Annotated in this window: 14 protein-coding genes; 10 read left to right on the top strand and 4 right to left on the bottom strand. The window is 52.7% G+C overall.

Annotated elements, in window-relative coordinates:
- Together IAE27_RS11485 and IAE27_RS11480 are read right to left on the bottom strand one after the other, a co-directional pair.
- Entirely contained in the window at window positions 1–699 is a 699-nt protein-coding gene (locus tag IAE27_RS11485; protein ID WP_004103720.1) for a response regulator transcription factor, read from the bottom strand.
- Window positions 696–2,666: an ATP-binding protein gene (locus tag IAE27_RS11480; RefSeq protein WP_181879908.1), complete on the bottom strand. Its 1,971-nt coding sequence runs from the start codon at window positions 2,664–2,666 to the stop codon at window positions 696–698. The genes IAE27_RS11485 and IAE27_RS11480 overlap by 4 nt, the downstream gene beginning before the upstream one ends.
- Before the next feature lie 812 nt (window positions 2,667–3,478).
- Between IAE27_RS11480 and IAE27_RS11475 the strand changes: the two genes are divergently transcribed.
- Entirely contained in the window at window positions 3,479–4,765 is a 1,287-nt protein-coding gene (locus IAE27_RS11475) for a citrate synthase (RefSeq protein ID WP_004113987.1), read from the top strand.
- Window positions 4,766–4,857: 92 nt separating this feature from the next.
- Here the strand turns inward: IAE27_RS11475 and yegD are convergent, their stop codons facing one another.
- Window positions 4,858–6,210: a molecular chaperone gene (gene yegD, locus IAE27_RS11470; RefSeq protein ID WP_024274463.1), complete on the bottom strand. Its 1,353-nt coding sequence runs from the start codon at window positions 6,208–6,210 to the stop codon at window positions 4,858–4,860.
- Between the two features lie 135 nt (window positions 6,211–6,345).
- On the opposite strand from yegD, the gene alkA reads away from it, so the two are divergent.
- The 4 genes from alkA to asmA all read left to right on the top strand — a co-directional run bounded on the left by alkA (window position 6,346) and on the right by asmA (window position 10,497).
- Window positions 6,346–7,194 (top strand): DNA-3-methyladenine glycosylase 2, encoded by an 849-nt coding sequence (alkA, locus tag IAE27_RS11465; protein WP_115239404.1) that lies wholly within the window; start codon window positions 6,346–6,348, stop codon window positions 7,192–7,194.
- 114 nt (window positions 7,195–7,308) lie between these two features.
- On the top strand, window positions 7,309–7,950 hold the full coding sequence (udk, locus tag IAE27_RS11460) for a uridine kinase (protein ID WP_004103715.1): 642 nt from the start codon (window positions 7,309–7,311) through the stop codon (window positions 7,948–7,950).
- 90 nt (window positions 7,951–8,040) lie between these two features.
- Window positions 8,041–8,622 carry a dCTP deaminase gene (dcd, locus tag IAE27_RS11455; RefSeq protein WP_004103714.1) on the top strand — a complete coding sequence of 194 codons (582 nt, stop codon included), beginning with the start codon at window positions 8,041–8,043 and terminating at the stop codon, window positions 8,620–8,622.
- A 27-nt stretch (window positions 8,623–8,649) separates the two neighbouring features.
- Window positions 8,650–10,497 (top strand): outer membrane assembly protein AsmA, encoded by a 1,848-nt coding sequence (gene asmA / locus IAE27_RS11450; RefSeq protein WP_115239405.1) that lies wholly within the window; start codon window positions 8,650–8,652, stop codon window positions 10,495–10,497.
- 300 nt (window positions 10,498–10,797) lie between these two features.
- On the opposite strand, the gene IAE27_RS11445 is transcribed toward asmA, so the two are convergent.
- Window positions 10,798–12,384: a TerC family protein gene (locus IAE27_RS11445; protein WP_004103710.1), complete on the bottom strand. Its 1,587-nt coding sequence runs from the start codon at window positions 12,382–12,384 to the stop codon at window positions 10,798–10,800.
- Between the two features lie 985 nt (window positions 12,385–13,369).
- On the opposite strand from IAE27_RS11445, the gene galF reads away from it, so the two are divergent.
- The 5 genes from galF to IAE27_RS11420 all read left to right on the top strand — a co-directional run bounded on the left by galF (window position 13,370) and on the right by IAE27_RS11420 (window position 19,448).
- A complete protein-coding gene (gene galF / locus IAE27_RS11440; protein WP_049592957.1) occupies window positions 13,370–14,266 on the top strand; it encodes a UTP--glucose-1-phosphate uridylyltransferase GalF in 897 nt (298 codons plus the stop codon).
- Window positions 14,267–14,725: 459 nt separating this feature from the next.
- Window positions 14,726–15,355 (top strand): phosphatase PAP2 family protein, encoded by a 630-nt coding sequence (locus IAE27_RS11435; RefSeq protein ID WP_200092441.1) that lies wholly within the window; start codon window positions 14,726–14,728, stop codon window positions 15,353–15,355.
- A 1,004-nt stretch (window positions 15,356–16,359) separates the two neighbouring features.
- Window positions 16,360–17,799 (top strand): capsule assembly Wzi family protein, encoded by a 1,440-nt coding sequence (locus IAE27_RS11430; RefSeq protein WP_023321292.1) that lies wholly within the window; start codon window positions 16,360–16,362, stop codon window positions 17,797–17,799.
- Between the two features lie 73 nt (window positions 17,800–17,872).
- Complete coding sequence (locus IAE27_RS11425; protein ID WP_032726404.1) at window positions 17,873–19,009, top strand: polysaccharide export protein; 1,137 nt, start codon at window positions 17,873–17,875, stop codon at window positions 19,007–19,009.
- A gap of 4 nt (window positions 19,010–19,013) precedes the next feature.
- Window positions 19,014–19,448 (top strand): protein-tyrosine-phosphatase, encoded by a 435-nt coding sequence (locus IAE27_RS11420; protein WP_004200407.1) that lies wholly within the window; start codon window positions 19,014–19,016, stop codon window positions 19,446–19,448.
- The last annotated feature ends 6 nt before the right edge of the window (window positions 19,449–19,454 follow it).

Here is a 19,454-nt window from a genome sequence, read left to right as displayed (position 1 = left end):
TCAGGAAAGAAACGCCAGACCTTTGCCAAAAATAGCGCGAATCGGCAGGGCCATGCCCTGAAGGCGGGCCTTGTGGCGCAAGCGGCTGACGACGACATCGATCCGGTGCAGTTCCGGTTCGCCTTCATCGGTGAACAGAGAGGCGTGCAGGTCAACTTTGCTGCACACTTCATTGCGGTTGCGCATTAACAGTTCCAGCAGACGGTACTCCTGCTGCGTTAGCGGCAGGATCAGCCCCGATGGCGCAATCAACTGTTCGCTTTGTAATATCCAGGTGGAAGAGGCTGACCGTTCCGCTGATATCGTCGGCGCGGTGGGCTGGGGCGCGGATTGCTGGCGGAGACGGGCGCCAAGCGCGTGAATGCTCTCCGCGAGGTCGGAAAAGTTGACCGGCTTGATGAGATACAGGTCGGCGCCGGCGTTCAGCGCCTGCAGGCGATCCTGCTCATGGCCTCTGGCGGTGATGACGACCAGTCCGAAATGGCCAATTTCATGCAGATAATCCAGCACGCTAAATCCGTCTTCTCCCGGTAAACCGATGTCGATGAGCACGATATCAACCGGATCGCGATGCAGCTGCCGCCAGAAGGCTTCAGCGCTGCGCACGCCCCATGCATCGAAGCCGCGATGGCGTAAAAAGGCCAGCAGTTCGTCGAGTAAATCAGCGCTATCTTCAACGATAGCGACGCGTAATGTCATGATTTGTCCTTCTGCTGTCCATCCAGCGGCAGTGTGAGCGCAAATTCGCACCCGTCAGCGGTATTTTTCGCCAGGCACAGCTCCCCCCCGTGGGCCTGTATAATTTGTCGGGCGACGTACAGACCCAGGCCGGTGCCGGCTGGCGTGGTCGTATGGGTTTCGCCGCGTCGATAGCGCTCAAAAATATGCTCAACCTGTTCAGGCGCAATGCCGGGGCCGCGATCGCCAATGCGTATTTCAAACCCTTTTTGCAGGCGATAAATCTCGATTCTTATTTCACCTGATGCCGAATATTTGACTGAATTATCGAGCAGATTAGCGATCGCAATACACAGCAGCCCGCTATCAATAAACAGCACCGGCGAAGGCGATTGCGGCCCGACAGTTTGCCCTTCGCAGATGACATGTAAATAATGATTGAGCGACAGATCCACTACCGTGGCGGCGGTATAGATAACCGGCAGCAGCTCCGCATTCTGCCGGTCGGCTTGCAGGTCTCTGGAGGAAAGCCGGGCATCGGCGAGGCAATTATCGGTGAGCTGCACCAGGCGGGTGGTCGCTCGCTGCATACGATCGAGGCGCGCGCTCTGCGTGGACACTGTGGGGCACAGGCGCAGATTTTCCAGCGCCGCCTCGAGGATGGCCAGCGGCGTTCTGAACTCATGCGCCACCATCCCCATAAACTGGCGCTGGTGGAAGCTGGCCTCGCGTTCAATTTGTAACTCTCTCGCCAGCTGCTGCTTGCGCATCAGGGTACGGTTTTCCGCCCGCACCCGCAGTACGGCGATGATCAGGACGGTGACGATATGGATGATCAGCGCATACTGCCAGGTGGAATAAACCCTGGTATGAAACGGAATCACGCCGTGTACCGAGAGCAGGGCCAGCCCGGCTGACACCACGTAAACCGGCGGCAGCAGCCCGAGCAACAGCGTATTCATATCAACCGCTTTACGCCGCCACAGCATCCATGAGGTGATCAACAGCACCGGGGAGGCGATAAAAAATATCCCCGCTTCAATTTGCATTGCCCGGCCGTAAAATCCCAGCGGGATGCTGATTTGCAGCGCAATGTTTAAGCCGATCGCCGCCAGCAGCAGTTGATGCAGCCGCGGCATGTTCTTCTTCAGATCGAAGACCTCGCTATGCAGCCACAGCGCGGTGGCATAGCTTACCAGCGACAGGCAGCTAATCATGTAATCCTGAACCGGCAGAAGGGCGTCGCCGAATAACCATTCCGGGTAGCCATGCAGGGCCGCGACGAGCGGATAGTTCAGCGAAAACAGGCAGATCCCCCACAGCAGACGTCGGCGCAGCGCAACGGCAAGCCACAGGGCGATGCCGCTGGCAATGACCGCCAGACCGAAATAGAAACTCCAGAAAGCGGTATCGAGGGTGGCCGAACGGACGAATTCCTGCGGCGATGAGAGCGTCGCCAGCAGGATCAGGGTGCTGCTGCTCTGCAGACGGAAGACCATCTCGTAGCCTGCCTTCGTGGGCGGGGGCGCTAAAATCAGCACGCTTTCGCGGTAGTCGAGGTCGCTATCGCGGGCTGGGGCATGGTCGCCAAACTCTTTTTGTTTCCACGGGCTATCGCTGCCGTAGAGGCGATAATAGACGGTTAAACGATCGATAAACGGTGGGCCAAGCTGCAGCCAGCGCTGCTCGCCGGAAAAATAAGCCGCCGGGAGTGACGTGCGCAGCCAGAAAGTTTTTTTTGAATACCCAAACGACGGGATCAGCGACGCCGTTTTTAGCGCCTCTTGCGGTAGCGCAAGAAAGGCGTCGAGGGACATCTGGCCGCTGGCGTCGGCGTACCAGTCAACGGGAATATCGATACCCAGCTGACGGACTTCCGCGCGCGCCGGCGTACACATCTGCAGGGCCATAAGGATGCTGCACCATGCCCAGAAATGCGGTCCACGGTGCCTGCGAAGAACATCAAAAAAAGCGCACAAACGATTCAATTACGCCCCCTTGCGGCATGGACTAATCAATCCGTACGGTATAAACGCGCCGGGGCTCTGCGGCTGGCACAGACAACTCTCCGGAATCCGGGAAATAAAATTACAGGGCTGGACAACGCAGCATTCTGCTGGTGCCGCAGATATTATTCCAGCGTTATCTGCAAGCCGGGTAACTGGCCAGACCTGCCGTAAGAAGATTCGCAATCAATGTTAACGTATGAGGGCGGGTCATAATAAGCAAGAGGAAAATTCAAACAGCGCATAGGGATTTATGATGTGCTGCCGTGAAGGTGCATGGAGTTATATACCATTAGCAATAGATTATTTAATCAGCGCATATAAAAGCAGGTGCTTATATTAAGCTTTAATGAATGTCGGGAAAAATGATGGTAATAAACCCTACCTGTCGCCAGGGCCGAGGGGGCAGCGATCGCACGGGGGCGTCAACGCCCGCCGGGCCACCCGTGATAAATAACGCATTCAGGCAATCAGGGCCGCAAAGTCTAGAGACGCGAATCCTGCAGGCGCAAAAAATTAGACAAATATGGTTATATATTGCTCATTGATGAAGTAAAAATATTATTCACAGGCGGAATGTCAGAATTTAGATGCAGCTAATTTCAAGAGATGCGTATTTTATGCGGTTGAAAAATCGCCCTGACGTTCCTTAAGTATGAATAATAGCCGTCGTTTATCAATGTTTTGGTTATTTATATCAAAGAATCAGCGGTCGACTGTGGTTATGTTGGTTATTCCGCCTGGAGAAATGACCAGGTTAATCATTGACTCGTTGTGGAAGGGGACCTTACAGGATGACGACGAAATCGCTAACGCTTTCTTTGGATGAACAGCAGTCTATTCCTTTGGGTACGGTGGCGGGAACGCTGGGCCACCTCGGCATGGATATCCGCCCGCTGGCGTCTTCAGGCCTGTGCAGTTTCGACCCCGGCTTTGCTAATACCGCCGGCTGCACGTCGGCTATCTCCTGGATCGATACCGAGAACAGCGTTCTGCTGCACCGCGGCTATCCGGTCGATCAGCTGGCTCGCCAGTGTGACTTTCTTGAAGTGGCCTGGATTCTGCTGCAGGGCGATGCGCCTGATGAAGCCAGCTATCAGGTGTTCAAAAATACGATTACCCGCCATAGCCTGGTGCACGAGCAGATTGCCCGGATGTGCGGCAGCTTCCGCCGCGACTCGCATCCGATGGCCTTAATGTGCGCCCTGGTCGGCACGCTGGCGGCGTTTTATCATGATGTGCTGGACGTTGAAAACCCGGAGCACCGGGCTCTGGCCGCCACCCGCTTGCTGTCGAAAATGCCGACGCTGGCGGCGATGAGCTACAAGTTCTCTATTGAGCAACCGGCGCAGTATCCACGCAACGATCTCTCTTATGCGGGCAATTTCCTGCATATGCTGTTTGCCATCCCGGCGGAACCGTACCAGCTGAATCCGGTGATTGAACAGGCGATGAACCAGATCCTGGTGCTGCACGCCGATCACGGCCAGTGCGCATCAACCACCACCGTTCGGGCGGCGGGCTCTTCCGGGGCGAACCTGTTTGCCTGTATCGCCGCAGGGCTCGCTTCGCTGTGGGGGCCGACCCACGGCGGGGCTAATGAAGCCAGTATGCGGATGCTGGAGGAGATTAAAACCGTTGATCAAATCCCTGCGTTCCTGAGCAAAGCGAAACGCGACCCGCAGGCGTTACGTCGTCTCGGATTCGGTAACTCTCGCTACCGTAACCTCGACCCGCGAGCCGCTATTTTGCGCGAAACCTGTCACCGGGTGCTGGAGGAACTGGGGATGTGCGATATGCCATTGCAGGTAGCGATGGCCCTCGAAGAGGTGGCGCTGACCGACCCGTACTTCGTGGAAAATGGCCTGTCGCCGAGCGTTGATTTCTATACAGCGGTGATCCTCAAAGCGATGGGGCTGCCTTCATCCATGTTTGTGGTGATCACCGCCGTTGGCAGAACGCTCGGCTGGGTGGCGCACTGGAACGAAATGCACGAAGCGCCGCTGAATATTTATCGCCCGCGGCAGATTTATACCGGTGAAAAGAGGCGGGATTACGTTTCGCGGCGCGAAGGGCGCTGAGAGGAGGCGGCAATCGGGGGGAGTGAATCCGGCTCGCGCTGCGCTAAGCCGGGCAACAAACTCACTGCGTCCCGTAGTCCGGGAACGGATGGTTAACGAAATACCACCTGCGCCCAGCGGGCCAGACCGGCGGTGACCGATCCAAAATCATCGCCGCCGGCAACCGGAATACCCGGCAGATGGGCTGCCAGCGCTTTTTTAATCAACGGCGAGCGAGCGCTGCCGCCGGTCAGGTAAATCACATCCGGCTGCTCATTGCTGTTATCCAGCGCCAGCTGAACCTGCTCCATAATGCGGGTTAACGGCTGATCCAGCGCGGCTTCCAGCCCCTGCTGGCTGATAGCCGTGGCCAGCTCATCGCTGATAAACGGCAGATCGGTTGTCACGGTCGGCTGCGCGGAAAGGGCGATTTTACTCTCTTCCGCGCTACGCACCAGACGGTAGCTAAGACGCTGACGCCACACCTTCAGCAGCAGCGCGACCTTCTCGCTATCGCGGGCGCTGCGCAGCAAATCGTTAAGCAGACGACCATTGGCGGCGCTGTAAAAATCGGTCTGCGCCGGAACGTCGTTAATCGCCACCGCATTCCACCACGGCAGAATCGGCAGCGCGATACCTTTTTCCGTATCGCCGCCCATGCCCAGCAGCGGCATCAGGCATTTAAAGGCCAGGGCGATATCCAGGTCGTTACCGCCGACGCGGCAGCCGCTATGGCCGAGCAGGCTTTGCTGGCGATCGGCTTTTTCCCGCCACTGCGGCCCCATCAACAGCAGTGAACAGTCGGTGGTCCCGCCGCCGATATCGACGACCAGCACGCGTTTTTCTTCGCTCAGCGTCGCTTCGAAATCCAGACCGGCGGCGACCGGCTCAAACTGAAATACGACGTCGCGAAAGCCCGCGCGCTTTGCCGCTCGCTCAAGAATTCCCTGCGCCTGGGCGTTGGCGTCATCGCCGCCCAGCCCCTGGAAGTTAATCGGCCGTCCGATAACCGCCTGGTCGATGGCGTCCGGCAGCTGCGTTTGCGCCTGGAGTTTGATGTGCAGCATCATGGCGCAGACTAAATCTTCAAACAGCGCAACCTGCTGCGGCTTGAGCCCGCTGGCGCCGAGGAACGATTTCGGCGACTTCACGAAGTAAACTTCTTCCGGATCGTCAACGTACTGATGCAGCGAAGCGAGGCCAAACTGCACGCTGTTGCTGAGTACATCGATATCTTCCTCACGATTGAAGCTTATCGCGCGGCGCAGCAGCGCCTGGTTTTCATCACCGTTGGGCGGGACGTCATGATGGCGGTAGAGCCACTCGCTGACCGCTTCGCGGGTCGGCGCGCAAAGCATGGACGGTAGCAGTGAACTGCCGTTTTCCAGCGTCAGCAGCTGCGGTGTATTTTCGCGCATCACCGCGACCGAACAGTTAGCGGTACCGTAGTCAAAACCAATATACATAGCCTGCAAAATCCCCATGCCGGTGAAGAAGGGGGGCGACTTTAGCGGATCGACGGCACTGCGACAACTGGAATTTAAAAGCAAGGCGCGTCCGGCGCGGAGCCGCTATGATTGAAACGCTAAAAAGGAGAAATGATGACGCTGCTACCCTGGAATCCCCCCTACGACTGGCATTGGATGTTCAGCTTTCTTGGCGCTCGTGCGGTGCAGGGGATTGAAACCTTCGGCGACGATGGCTATCGCCGCAGCTTTGCCCTTAATGGCTGCGCCGGGCTGATTACGGTGATGCCGGATGAGGCCGCGCAGGGCATGCGGGTGACGCTTTCCGCCGGACTGCAGCCGGTGGCGGACGAGTGCCTGATGCGGGTGGGGAGATTGTTGGACTTATCCTGTGACCCGCAGCAGGTTGCCCTGACGCTGGGGGCGCTCGCGCGGCCGAGGCCGGGGCTGCGTTTGCCGGGCTCTCTCGACCCGTTTGAGCAAGCGGTACGCGCGGTGCTGGGTCAACTGGTCAGCGTGGCGATGGCGGCAAAGCTCACCGGGAAAGTGGTGGCCGCCTTCGGAGAATCGCTGGCCGACGCGCCGGGTTTTTACCTGTTTCCCGGCGCGCAGAGGCTGGCGCAGGCCGACCCGCTGGCGCTAAAGGCGCTGGGCATGCCCCTGCGGCGCGCGGAGGCGCTGGTACACCTGGCGCGGGCGGCCATCAGCGGCGATCTCCCGCTGGTGGCGCCGGATAATATCGACGCCGGCATGAAGCAGCTGCAGACGCTGCCCGGCATAGGCCGCTGGACGGCCAACTATTTCGCGCTGCGCGGCTGGCAGGCGCCGGATATCTTTCTGCCGGATGATTATCTGATTAAACAGCGTTTCCCTGGTATGACGCCGACCCGTATTGCGCGCTATGCCAGTCGCTGGCACCCCTGGCGCTCTTACGCTTTACTCCATATATGGTATACGGAAGGCTGGTCGCCGGAGCCGGAATAGACCCGAGCGGCGCTTAGCACTGGTATCGACGCGCTGAAATCCCTATAATTGCGGCGTTTGGCGGTCAACCGCCACCCTTCCTACATTCCCAGGTTAATCAGGTCGCAAAAATTTATGACTGATACGTCTCATCAGTGCGTCATTATAGGCATCGCCGGCGCATCGGCTTCGGGCAAAAGCCTTATCGCCAGTACGCTTTATCGTGAATTACGTGAACAGGTCGGCGATGAACATATCGGCGTTATTCCGGAAGACAGCTATTACAAGGATCAAGGTCATCTGTCGATGGAAGAGCGGGTAAAAACCAACTATGACCATCCGAGCTCCATGGATCATAGTCTGCTGTTTCAGCATTTACAGATGTTAAGAAACGGCCAGCCGATAGAGCTGCCGGTGTATAGCTACGTTGAGCATACCCGTATGCCGGAAACCATTCATATTGAACCGAAGAAAGTCATCATTCTGGAAGGGATTCTGCTGCTGACCGATGCCCGCCTGCGCAACGAACTCAGTTTCTCCATATTCGTCGATACCCCGCTGGATATCTGCTTGATGCGCCGCATCAAGCGCGACGTTAACGAGCGCGGGCGGTCAATGGATTCGGTGATGGCGCAGTACCAGAAAACGGTGCGCCCGATGTTCCTGCAATTTATCGATCCTTCCAAACAGTATGCCGATATTATTGTGCCTCGCGGCGGTAAGAACCGTATCGCCATCGATATACTGAAGGCCAAAATCAGTCAGTTCTTTGAATAACACCAACGAATTGTGTAACGTGCAAAGAGAAGCCAATTTGCCCTTATCCCCGGAAGGCGTAGGGGCGCAATGCCTTAAAGGAGAACGTTCATGCGTCTGTGCGATCGAGATATAGAAGCCTGGTTGGATGAGGGCCGGCTGGCCATTAATCCGCGCCCGCCCATTGAGCGCATTAACGGCGCGACGGTCGATGTTCGGCTGGGAAATAAGTTTCGCACTTTCCGCGGCCACACGGCGGGATTTATTGACCTGAGCGGCCCTAAGGCGGAAGTCAGCGCGGCGCTGGACCGGGTGATGAGTGAAGAGATTGTTCTGCCGGATGGCGAAGCGTTCTTTTTGCATCCGGGCGAACTGGCGCTGGCGGTAACCTATGAATCAGTGACTCTGCCGCCGGATCTGGTCGGCTGGCTTGACGGGCGCTCTTCGCTGGCGCGTCTGGGCTTGATGGTGCACGTGACCGCACACCGTATCGATCCGGGCTGGTCCGGCTGTATCGTTCTTGAGTTCTATAATTCAGGTAAGCTGCCGCTGGCGCTGCGTCCAGGGATGCTTATCGGGGCGTTAAGCTTTGAGCCTTTATCCGGGCCGGCTCTACGTCCTTATAACCGCCGCGAAGACGCGAAATATCGCGATCAGCAGGGCGCGGTAGCGAGTCGAATCGACAAGGATTGATAATTTTAGCGGTTTGCTGAGGATGCCATGAGACGAATTCTGACCACGCTGATGATCTTACTGGCGGTTGTTGTCGCCGGTCTTACCGCGCTGGTATTGCTGGTCAACCCCAACGATTTTCGCGCCTATATGGTGAAAGAGGTAGCGGATCGCAGCGGCTATCAGCTCGAACTCGATGGTCCGCTGCGCTGGCACGTCTGGCCGCAGCTCAGCATTCTTTCAGGCCGCATGAAGCTGACCGCGCCGGGCGCGGAGGAGCCGGTTATCCGCGCGGATAATATGCGCCTCGACGTCGGGCTGCTGCCGCTGCTTTCTCATCAGCTGCAGGTCAAGCAGGTGATGCTGAAAGGCGCGGTGATCCAACTGACCTCAAAAACCGAAGCCGTACGTAGCCAGAGCGCGCCGGTTGTCCCGCACGACAACACGCTGCCTCAGGTGCCGGAGGATCGCGGCTGGTCATATGATGTCGAAAAACTGCAGATTGCCGACAGCGTGCTCTTCTTCCAGCATGAAGATGGCGAACAGGTTACGGTGCGCGATATCCGTCTGCAGATGGAGCAGGATGACAGCCATCGCGCGACGGTCGATTTTTCTGGTCGGGTGAACCGCGACCAGCGGGATTTGGCGCTCTCCTTCTCCGCCCGGGTGCAGGGCGGCGACTATCCTCACTCTTTGAAGGCTGATTTTTCACAGCTCAACTGGCAGCTTCGCGGAGCAGAACTCCCGCCGGAAGGGATGAGCGGCCAGGCCAGCCTGCAGGCGAGCTGGCTGGAAGATGCCAAAAAGCTCAGCTTCGATAACCTGAACGTAACAGCAAACGGCAGCACGATTACCGGCAGCGGCAGCGTTGTGCTGGGCGATCGGCCTGACTGGACGCTTAACCTTCATGCCGGCACGCTGAATCTCGATAACCTCCTTTCCCGTGGCGCTGCAGCCAGCAATAATGGCGTCAATCAGCAAGGTCAAAGCCAGACCCGGCAGCTCCGCCCAGTGATTGCCGATAACGATTTTCAGCGGGACTACAGCTCACTGCGCGGTTTTAACGCGCGGATGACCCTGGCGGCGGACCAGCTGCAGTGGCGGGGCATGAATTTTACCCAGGTTAAAAGCGATATCAGCAACCAGCAGGGGCTGCTGACCATCAGCCAAATGCAGGGGAACCTGGACGGCGGGCAGCTTTCGCTACCCGGCTCGCTGGACGCGCGCGGCGAGACGCCGCATGCTTCGTTTAAGCCTCAGCTCGACAACGTTGAGATAGGCACGATTCTGCAAGCGTTTGATTACTCGATTAACCTCACCGGCAAGCTTTCGCTGACCGGCGAATTTTCCGGCGACAAGATTGATGCTGATGAATTCCGCCGCAGCTGGCAGGGGCAGGCGCAAATTCAGATGAAGGATACGCGCACGGAAGGACTTAACTTCCAGCAGCTGGTGCAGCAGGCCGTCGAGCGCAGTACTAACGTTCAAGCCCAGGAAAATTACGATAACGCGACCCGACTCGACGACGTCAGTACCGAGCTGCAGCTGAATAATGGACTGGTTACCTTAAAGGGTCTGCAGGGGCAGTCTGAACTCATGGCATTGACCGGTCAGGGCGAGCTTAACCTGCTGAAAGAAGAGTGCGATATGCGCTTCAACGTTCGGGTTCTGGGCGGCTGGAAGGGTGAGAGCAAGCTCATTGACCGTCTCAAACAGACCGCGATCCCTCTGCGTATTTATGGCAACTGGCAGACGCTGAGCTACAGCCTGCAGGTGGATCAGATACTGCGTAAGCAGTTGCAGGATGAAGCTAAAAAGCGGCTTAATGAATGGGTCGAACGCAATAAAGATACCCAGGATGGTAAGGATGTGAAAAAGCTGCTCGACAAGCTCTGAGCCTGGCAGCGGTCACGGGGTATTGAGGATTCGCGTCAAGTTCGGGAAAGGTATCACTCTTTATCGGGCGGGTAAGGCGCCAGCCGCCGCCCGGCATAAACTGGGGCGCCTTATTAAAGCATCATCTGCATTATGAAATTGCCGGGCTACACTCCGGTGCGCCAGCCTGCGAAAGCTGATGGCCCTTTGTCGGCCGGGTTAAGCGTCAGCCGCCACCCGGCTTTAATTTCAGCGCACTATCAGCCACCGTTTTGTTACGTTACCTTTCGCCCGGCTTTTTAAACTTCACATATGAAGGCGCTACACTTCATAGTCCAGTTCATCTTCTTCCTGCGCCGGCGGCACAATCAACACTTTTTGCACGCGATGGCTCTCTACCTGCAGCGTTCGCAGAACGTAACCGTCAATATTCACCTCTTCACCTTCCTGCGGAACATGCTGCAGATACTCCATCAGCAGACCGGCGACGGTATGGTATTCCCGCTTGTCATCCAGCGGCAGGGGCACGTACTGGACCAAATCTTCCAGCGGCATATGTCCATTAACCGTCCAGCTATCGTCACTGTTTTTGTGAATATCGTGGCGAGCGTCTATCTCTTCCACTTCATTAGGCAGATTACCGGCGATGGTCTCCATCACGTCGCTGAGCGTTACTATCCCCTCTACGGAACCGAACTCATCGACCACAAAGGCAAAATGGGTTCGGGCTTTACGGAACTGCTCCAGCGCAGGAAGCAGCGGCAGCGTTTCCGGGAACACCAGCGGCTGACGGATCAGGGCCTGCAGATCGAGCGGTTCATTACGCAGCGATTGTTGCAGAAGATCGATCACGTGCACGACGCCGAGCATATCTTCGTCATCATTGCCGCCGGTTACCACCAGGCGGGTATGCTGATTTTTGTCGAGTAAGGCGCGAATCTCTTCTTCCGGAGCGCTGAGGTCAATATGTTCAATATCATGGCGCGAGGTCATTATGCTGCTGACGGTGCGCTGATTGAGATTCAGAACCCGCTCAATCATCCGCCGTTCCTGAGGATTAAACAGCGGGTTATCGTCACGGTCGGCAACCAGCGAGGCAGTATCGCTATCCAGCTCGCTATTGTCCTTGCGGCCGCTCAACAGACTCATTACCGCTTCAGTCGTTCTCTGACGCAGCGTCAAGTTGGCCGAAAGAAAACGATGGCGGTTAAAAATCGCCAGCTGATTAAAGGACTCGATCATGACCGAGAAGCCAATCGCTGCGTACAGGTAGCCTTTAGGAATAGGAAAGCCGAAGCCTTCGGCAATCAGGCTAAAACCAATCATCAGCAGGAAGCTGAGACAGAGAATGACGATGGTTGGATGACTGTTAACGAAGCGGGTCAGGGCTTTACTGGCCATCAGCATCAGGCTAATGGCAATAATTACCGCCGCCATCATCACCGCCAGATGGTCAACCATGCCGACCGCGGTAATAACCGAGTCGAGGGAGAAGATGGCGTCCAGCACCACGATTTGCGCGACCACTCCCCAGAATTTCGCGCCTTTGCGCTGAGTGGGATTATTGCTGTCCTTCCCCTCCAGCCGTTCATTAAGCTCAACGGTGGCTTTGAAAAGCAGGAATAAACCGCCAAACAGCATGATCAGATCGCGAGCGCTAAAGCTCAGATCGTGCCAGGTAATCAGCGGTTTGGTGAGCGTCACCAGCCAGGAGATTGACGCCAGCAGCAGCAGACGCATTACCATTGCCAGCAGCAGGCCGGTGACGCGCGCGCGGTCTCGCTGAGCGGGGGGAAGTTTTTCCGCGAGAATGGCGATAAAGACCAGATTATCAATACCAAGTACCAGCTCAATAACGACAAGCGTTATGAGCCCGGCCCAGATCGAGGGGTCGGCAATCCATTCCATATTTAGTTAAAACCTTTACAACCTAAGAGTGCCATGTACAGATCATGGATAAGCTATAGTTAAAATGCAATATTTTCTGCGGCGATTTGCTCGCGGTCAAAATCCGCGCGCCGATGAGTCCCGCTATTAATATAATCAGTTGTTCAGAATATAACCTTATTTAACCATAAGCTTATAGGGTTCTACTTATTTGCTCTGGTGCGAATTTTCATCAATAACAACCGCCAGCATCTGCCGGATGAAAAGCAGGTTTTATGGATGTAAGCGAAGCGGTCGCGCAGAATATCGGCGCAGAAAACCTGGATTGAGCACACGGGCAATGGAAAACTCTATCAATAGATTTGATGTATATAACAGCACTTTCCTGGAATTTAGATTTTTATACTACTTAATGTCGTGGCTTGCGGCAGATCAATTTTTGCTGGACGATATTGTGAGGGTTATATGTGATGCAGAACAAAAAAAGCCATAGTGAAGACTATTAATCGCCTGCAGCATATGCCGGGTCTATATGGGAATGGCCGCCACTGGGGTTGAAGTCAAGGATATCGCCTGTTTCCCTGAAATTTAGCCGTTTTTGTGTGCGAAATAATTTTATATTCAATATAAGCGATTATTTTGGCTAAATTTATGATTTTTTGCAGTCACTTGTTCTGTGTCAACTCTTGTTGAAAGATAACAAGGTATCAAATGGGAAATGATGGACCAGCGATGAATGTCATTACGCCGTCTTATGGTTAATAGCTGATAGATAGCTGACATAAGTCTTTGTAAGTATGAGTAATAATGTCTGTTAAAGTGCGTTTAAGAATTTTCTTAAATCGACCTATTGGTCTGTAGATTTTACGTGTATTCTTAAATTCAGCGTGTAATTTCAGAATTTGACGGACAGTATGGCAGGTATCAAGCGTGTATCATCATGGATAAATGCCAGTGATACATACAATCTGACAGGAACTAAAGATTAATAACCATACGGGTGGATATGAAAATGGTGAGTTTGAAAGCAGTTATACCGGTAGCAGGACTAGGGATGCACATGTTGCCCGCCACCAAGGCCATTCCGAAAGAGATGCTGCCGATCGTCGACAAGCCTATGGTGCAGTACATTGTTGATGAAATTGTAGCTGCTGGCATCAAGGAAATTGTGCTGGTTACCCATTCATCCAAGAATGCGGTGGAAAACCATTTCGACACCTCCTATGAACTGGAAGCGCTGCTGGAGCAGCGCGTCAAACGTCAGCTTCTGGCCGAGGTACAGGCTATTTGCCCGCCAGGCGTAACGATTATGAACGTGCGCCAGGGTCAGCAGCTGGGTTTAGGTCACTCCATTCTTTGCGCGCGCCCGCTGATTGGCGATAACCCGTTTGTGGTGGTGCTGCCGGATATCATCCTTGATGATGCCAGCGCCGATCCGCTGCGCTATAACCTTGCCGCTATGGTCGCGCGTTTCAATGAAACAGGTCGTAGCCAGGTTCTGGCAAAACGTATGGAAGGCGATCTTTCCGAGTACTCGGTCATTCAGACCAAAGACGCGCTGGAAACGGCGGGTCAGGTGGCGCGCATCGTCGAGTTCATCGAAAAACCTGATGAACCGCAAACGCTGGATTCAGACCTGATGGCAGTAGGGCGCTATGTGCTTTCTGCTGATATTTGGCCGGAGCTGGAGCGTACTGAACCCGGCGCATGGGGCCGTATTCAGTTAACCGACGCCATTGCTGAACTGGCGAAAAAGCAGTCGGTTGATGCGATGTTGATGACTGGCGAGAGCTACGACTGCGGGAAAAAAATGGGCTATATGAAGGCCTTTGTTAATTATGGTCTGCGTAACCATAAAGAAGGCGCAAAATTCCGCGAGAGCATTAAGAAGCTGTTAGCGTAATTTTGCCATCAGCAACCTAAGCGTACGAAGGTAAGCGGTTCGCATGATCTGATGATGAACTCAGGGATTCGGGACCGTTTACTCTTTTTAATACAATACGTCACGCTTTAAGGCTTGTATAGAAAAACAAAGGGTTAGATTTTGCTTTGTTATATTGTATCGTTGAAAAGTGCGGTAAAGGTTCGGAGACTTCTGGTAGTCGAATAACATGTCGCATGGTGAAATGGTGTGGCTAGCAAAATTTCATCTTTGCTGATAATTACTTACTAAGATTTTTCTTATGTAAATAGCCCTGAGTCAAGTTGTCAGACAAAAATAAAACTTGACTGAGATCATGTTTGCGCATTAAACAACGGTCATGCATGCATATAAATGTGAAGTGACTGATTGTGTATGCCCACATAAATGTCGCGGAAATGACGTTACGGACTGGAGAGATCGTCAAAGGATGAAAGGTAAATGAACTGGCAGGTTGTCACTTTTTTTGGCGATAGCACCGTACTGTTACCCAGTGCGGCCGTGTTGTTTATCGTTCTTTTTCTGCGCAAAGATTCAAAGCAGGTCGCCTGGCACTGGGCGCTGCTGTTCGGCATCACTGGCGCCATTGTCTGCGCATCAAAACTGGCATTTATGGGTTGGGGTATTGGGATTCGCGAGCTGGACTTCACCGGCTTTAGCGGGCACACCGCATTATCTTCAGCTTTCTGGCCAATTCTCTTATGGCTGCTGTGCGCGCGTGCTACACCAGCTCTTCGTATTACTTCTGTCGTATTTGGTTATGCATTAGCCGGTTTGGTCGGCTATTCCCGCCTGGTGATCCACGCTCATTCAACGTCTGAAGTGATTGCCGGTTTACTGCTGGGAACCGCAGGCAGCGCATTGTTTCTGCTGCTGCAGTCGCGCACCCGCGGCACTCATACAGCGCAGTTATCATGGGGAGGGCTGGCAAGCGTGGTCATCATCCCGGCTCTGCTGTTGAATACCGGCGCTAAGGCGCCAACGCAATCTCTTCTGGGTGAGATCGCAGTGAAGCTTGGTCCGCTGGAGAAACCTTTTACCCGGGCCGATCTGCACAAGCGCTTTTACTGACGCAGAGGCGATCGGGAAAGGTCATGAATTCAGACAGGCGCGTGATGTGTTCACAATATAGTCAGTGTGAAATGATGGGGTGAAAAAGCCTTCATAAGCACTATTTCATATTCATGAAATAAATTGGTGATACGGCATTCTGCGCAATAATTAGCACAATGATAATCAGCCAGGATGTTTCCTAAATAAGTTCTCTGGCTAAATATCGAATTTATTAATGATAACAACACACTGGCATAATTCTTTTTACTATTAAATTTTGTAGTTGACTAACCATAATTAATTCGAAACTAAACCAACACTGTTTTTGTGGTAAAAAGTTAATGAAATCATAATGTTGAGATTAAGTTGCTGTTTGGTGCCGATCGCCGTTTTAGACGTTTAGTGTCAAACAATAACGTTATCGTCGTTATGGTTCATGCCGTTCGCGACGTCGCTAATAATTCGAGATTAGACTCCCAATTGAGGGCAGAATCTCGTAAACTTATGGCCGCGAAATTGATTGCTTTGATGGATTAATCGCCGATTCACCTGAATCCGGCGGTTGAAATTATATGGAAAGAAGTACAGTGCATTGGTAGCTGTTAAGCCAAGGGCGGTAGCGTACCTGCGGGCTGGCATTTTCTGCATATCACATCTCATTTCATGCGACCGAAATTCCTAAAGTGGCCTTCATCCAGGTGATTATCTTCATAACCTGTATATAATTGCGAGTTTGTCGCCACCTCAGAGAAGGTTCTGGAGGGCTGGCAAGAGGAAACTGCGGGTATGATGCGCGATGGAATGGCCTTCAATAACAATTTCGCATACATTGAGTACTGCAGGTAGAGCCGTATGATGAAAACGTCTGTTGGTATGTGATTCATAACACATGCTTTCGTTTTCTCCGGACAAAATCTGCAGACCGAACATACCAAAGGTTGGCGTCAGAGGGCGCTGCATCTATCAGTGTTCCCCTTGTCGCGCCAGCTTGCGGAAACGGGGCTTAAAATGGATCTTGTACAATGATAAAAATCGCGCGAATCGCACTCGCACTAGGGCTGCTTACTTCTGCCAGCTCACTTGCCTATGCCTCCGGGTTGGTAATGAACGACAACGAACTGCGCAACGATCTGGCGTGGCTCTCCGACCGCGGCGTTATTCATCTCAGCCTGTCGACCTGGCCGTTAAGTCAGGAAGAGATTAATCGGGCACTAAAGAAAGCAAAACCCTCTTATTCATCCGAACAGGTGGTTCTGGCGCGAATCAACCAGCGCCTCGACTCATTGAAAGCTGATTTTCGGGTCAGCGGCTATACCTCAACGGATAAGCCCGGCACCCCGCAGGGATTTGGTCAGAATCAGCCTGCTGACAGCTCTTTATCGTTAGCCTTCAATAACAGCGGCGAGTGGTGGGATGTTCACCTGCAGGGAAACGTTGAGGGCGACGAACGCATCAGCAATGGTTCACGTTTTAATGCTAACGGCGCCTACGGGGCGGTTAAGTTCTGGAACCAGTGGCTTTCCTTTGGACAGATGCCGCAGTGGTGGGGGCCAGGTTACGAAGGCAGCCTGATTCGCGGTGATGCTGCCCGTCCGATGACCGGCTTTTTGATGCAGCGTGCTGAACAGGCCGCGCCAGAAACCTGGTGGCTGCGCTGGATCGGCCCATGGCAGTATCAGATCTCCGCCAGCCAGATGAATCAATATACCGCCGTACCGCATACCAAGATTATCGGTGGTCGTCTGACTTTTTCCCCCTTCCAGTCACTTGAGCTTGGCGCATCGCGCATTATGCAGTGGGGAGGGGAGGGCAGACCCGAGTCGTTTAGTAATTTTTGGGACGGCCTGACGGGTAAAGATAATACCGAAGCAAACGATCCCAATGAACCGGGCAACCAGCTTGCTGGTTTTGACTTTAAGTTGAAACTGGAACCTACGCTGGGCCTGCCGGTCAGCTTATACGGTCAAATGATTGGCGAAGATGAATCCGGCTTTTTACCTTCAGCGAATATGTTCCTTGGTGGAGTCGAAGGCCACCACGGTTGGGGTAAAGATGCCATCAACTGGTATCTGGAAGCTCACGATACCCGATCGAACATGAGCCGCACCAACTATAGCTATACGCACCATATCTATAAAGATGGCTACTACCAGCAAGGTTACTCACTCGGTGATGCTATGGGAGGGGATGGCCAACTCTTTGCGGGTAAAGTTGAACTGGTGACAGAGGATAATCAGCGCTGGAGCGCGCGTTTAGCGTATGCGAAGGTTAACCCAGAAAATCAGTCAATCAACAAGGCGTTTCCTCGTTCGGATACATTAAAAGGTGTGCAGCTGGGCTGGAGTGGCGACGTGTACAAATCGGTACGACTGAACACTTCTCTCTGGTATACCGATGCGAACCATAATGATAGCGATGATGTAGGCGCAAGCGCCGGGATTGAAATTCCCTTTAATTTATAGCCTTAACACAGCTTCTGGAAATAGACTGTTGTTTGGGGATTAGAAACTTTTGGTTTACTGATGATGTGACATTATGAAGAAAAAAATTGTTCGATTTTCGGCATTGGCATTAGCAATAGGCTTTTTATCAGGCTGTACCATTATGCCGGGACAGGGGTTAAATAGTCTGCGTAAGAACGTCGTTGAGTTACCGGATAGCGACTACGATTTGGATAAACTGGTGAATGTTTATCCATTAACTCCGGGTTTAGTGGATCAACTTCGTCCCGAAACTGTAATGGCGCGACCAAATCCGCAGTTAGATAATTTATTGAAAAGTTATGAGTACCGAATTGGTGTTGGCGACGTCTTGATGGTAACGGTCTGGGATCACCCTGAATTAACTACTCCTGCAGGCCAATATCGTAGCGCGAGTGATACGGGGAACTGGGTAAATTCTGATGGGACGATTTTCTATCCTTATATTGGAAAAGTATTAGTAGCTGGAAAAACATTGAGCCAAGTGCGACAGGATATAGCGAATAGACTTACAACATATATTGAAAGCCCACAAGTTGATGTAAGTATAGCAGCCTTTCGGTCTCAGAAAGTATATGTAACAGGTGAGGTTACAAATTCTGGGAAACAAGCAATTACAAACATTCCATTAACGGTAATGGATGCTATCAATGCTGCTGGTGGACTTGCCCCTGATGCAGATTGGCGTAACGTTGTACTTACCCATAATGGGAAAGATAAAAAAATCTCACTCTATGCATTAATGCAAAAAGGAGATTTAACTCAAAACCATTTATTATTCCCAGGCGATATTTTGTTTATCCCACGAAATGACGAACTCAAAGTATTTGTGATGGGTGAGGTAGGAAAACAAAGCACGCTTAAAATGGACCGAAGCGGAATGACACTCGCAGAAGCCATAGGGAACTCTGAAGGTATTTCACAATCAATGAGTGATGCTACTGGAATTTTTGTGATTCGCCAATTACAAGGTGATAAGAAAGGTAAAATCGCGAATATATATCAGCTAAATGCACAAGATGCTTCAGCTATGGTTTTAGGTACCGAGTTTCAATTAGAACCCTATGATATTGTTTATGTAACAACTGCACCTCTGGTTCGTTGGAACAGAGTTATATCCCAGTTGGTCCCAACGATCACTGGTGTACATGATATGACAGAAACCGTCCGCTATATTAAGACATGGCCATAAAATTATGTTCAATTCAATTCTTGTTGTTTGCACTGGGAATATTTGTCGTTCTCCGATAGGGGAACGATTATTAAGGAAGTATTTACCTTCGAAAAAAATTGATTCAGCAGGCACTGGCGCGTTAGTAGGTCATGAGGCTGATGCGAGTGCTATTGAAATAGCTAGAATGCATGATTTATCCCTTGAAGGCCATAAAGGTCAGCAATTTACATCTTCATTAGCAAGGAAATATGATCTTATCCTCGTTATGGAAAAATCGCATATTGAACAAATAGGTAAGATTGCTCCAGAGGCAAGAGGTAAGACTATGTTATTCGGTCATTGGATTGATCAGAAGGAAATACCAGACCCATACCGTAAAAGCGAAGAAGCATTCGCTTTGGTATATCAATTGATTGAACAAGCTGGGCAATTATGGGCTAAGAAACTAGTTGTATAATTATTA

It is taken from the genome of Klebsiella sp. S69, from assembly GCF_016516145.1.
GTDB classification, from domain to species: domain Bacteria; phylum Pseudomonadota; class Gammaproteobacteria; order Enterobacterales; family Enterobacteriaceae; genus Klebsiella; species Klebsiella oxytoca.
The sequence above is the reverse complement of the archived record's forward strand: the minus strand, read 5'-3'. Positions and strand labels throughout refer to the sequence as shown.

Bases quoted from the DNA above. Each gene is read 5' to 3' on its own strand.
- galF (WP_049592957.1), top strand. From the start codon at position 13,370: ATGAAAATGGTGAGTTTGAAAGCAGTTATACCGGTAGCAGGACTAGGG.
- IAE27_RS11425 (WP_032726404.1), top strand. From the start codon at position 17,873: ATGAAGAAAAAAATTGTTCGATTTTCGGCATTGGCATTAGCAATAGGC.
- IAE27_RS11420 (WP_004200407.1), top strand. From the start codon at position 19,014: ATGTTCAATTCAATTCTTGTTGTTTGCACTGGGAATATTTGTCGTTCT.
- IAE27_RS11485 (WP_004103720.1), bottom strand. From the start codon at position 699: ATGACATTACGCGTCGCTATCGTTGAAGATAGCGCTGATTTACTCGAC.
- IAE27_RS11430 (WP_023321292.1), top strand. From the start codon at position 16,360: ATGATAAAAATCGCGCGAATCGCACTCGCACTAGGGCTGCTTACTTCT.
- yegD (WP_024274463.1), bottom strand. From the start codon at position 6,210: ATGTATATTGGTTTTGACTACGGTACCGCTAACTGTTCGGTCGCGGTG.
- IAE27_RS11435 (WP_200092441.1), top strand. From the start codon at position 14,726: ATGAACTGGCAGGTTGTCACTTTTTTTGGCGATAGCACCGTACTGTTA.
- IAE27_RS11445 (WP_004103710.1), bottom strand. From the start codon at position 12,384: ATGGAATGGATTGCCGACCCCTCGATCTGGGCCGGGCTCATAACGCTT.
- udk (WP_004103715.1), top strand. From the start codon at position 7,309: ATGACTGATACGTCTCATCAGTGCGTCATTATAGGCATCGCCGGCGCA.
- asmA (WP_115239405.1), top strand. From the start codon at position 8,650: ATGAGACGAATTCTGACCACGCTGATGATCTTACTGGCGGTTGTTGTC.
- alkA (WP_115239404.1), top strand. From the start codon at position 6,346: ATGACGCTGCTACCCTGGAATCCCCCCTACGACTGGCATTGGATGTTC.
- dcd (WP_004103714.1), top strand. From the start codon at position 8,041: ATGCGTCTGTGCGATCGAGATATAGAAGCCTGGTTGGATGAGGGCCGG.
- IAE27_RS11475 (WP_004113987.1), top strand. From the start codon at position 3,479: ATGACGACGAAATCGCTAACGCTTTCTTTGGATGAACAGCAGTCTATT.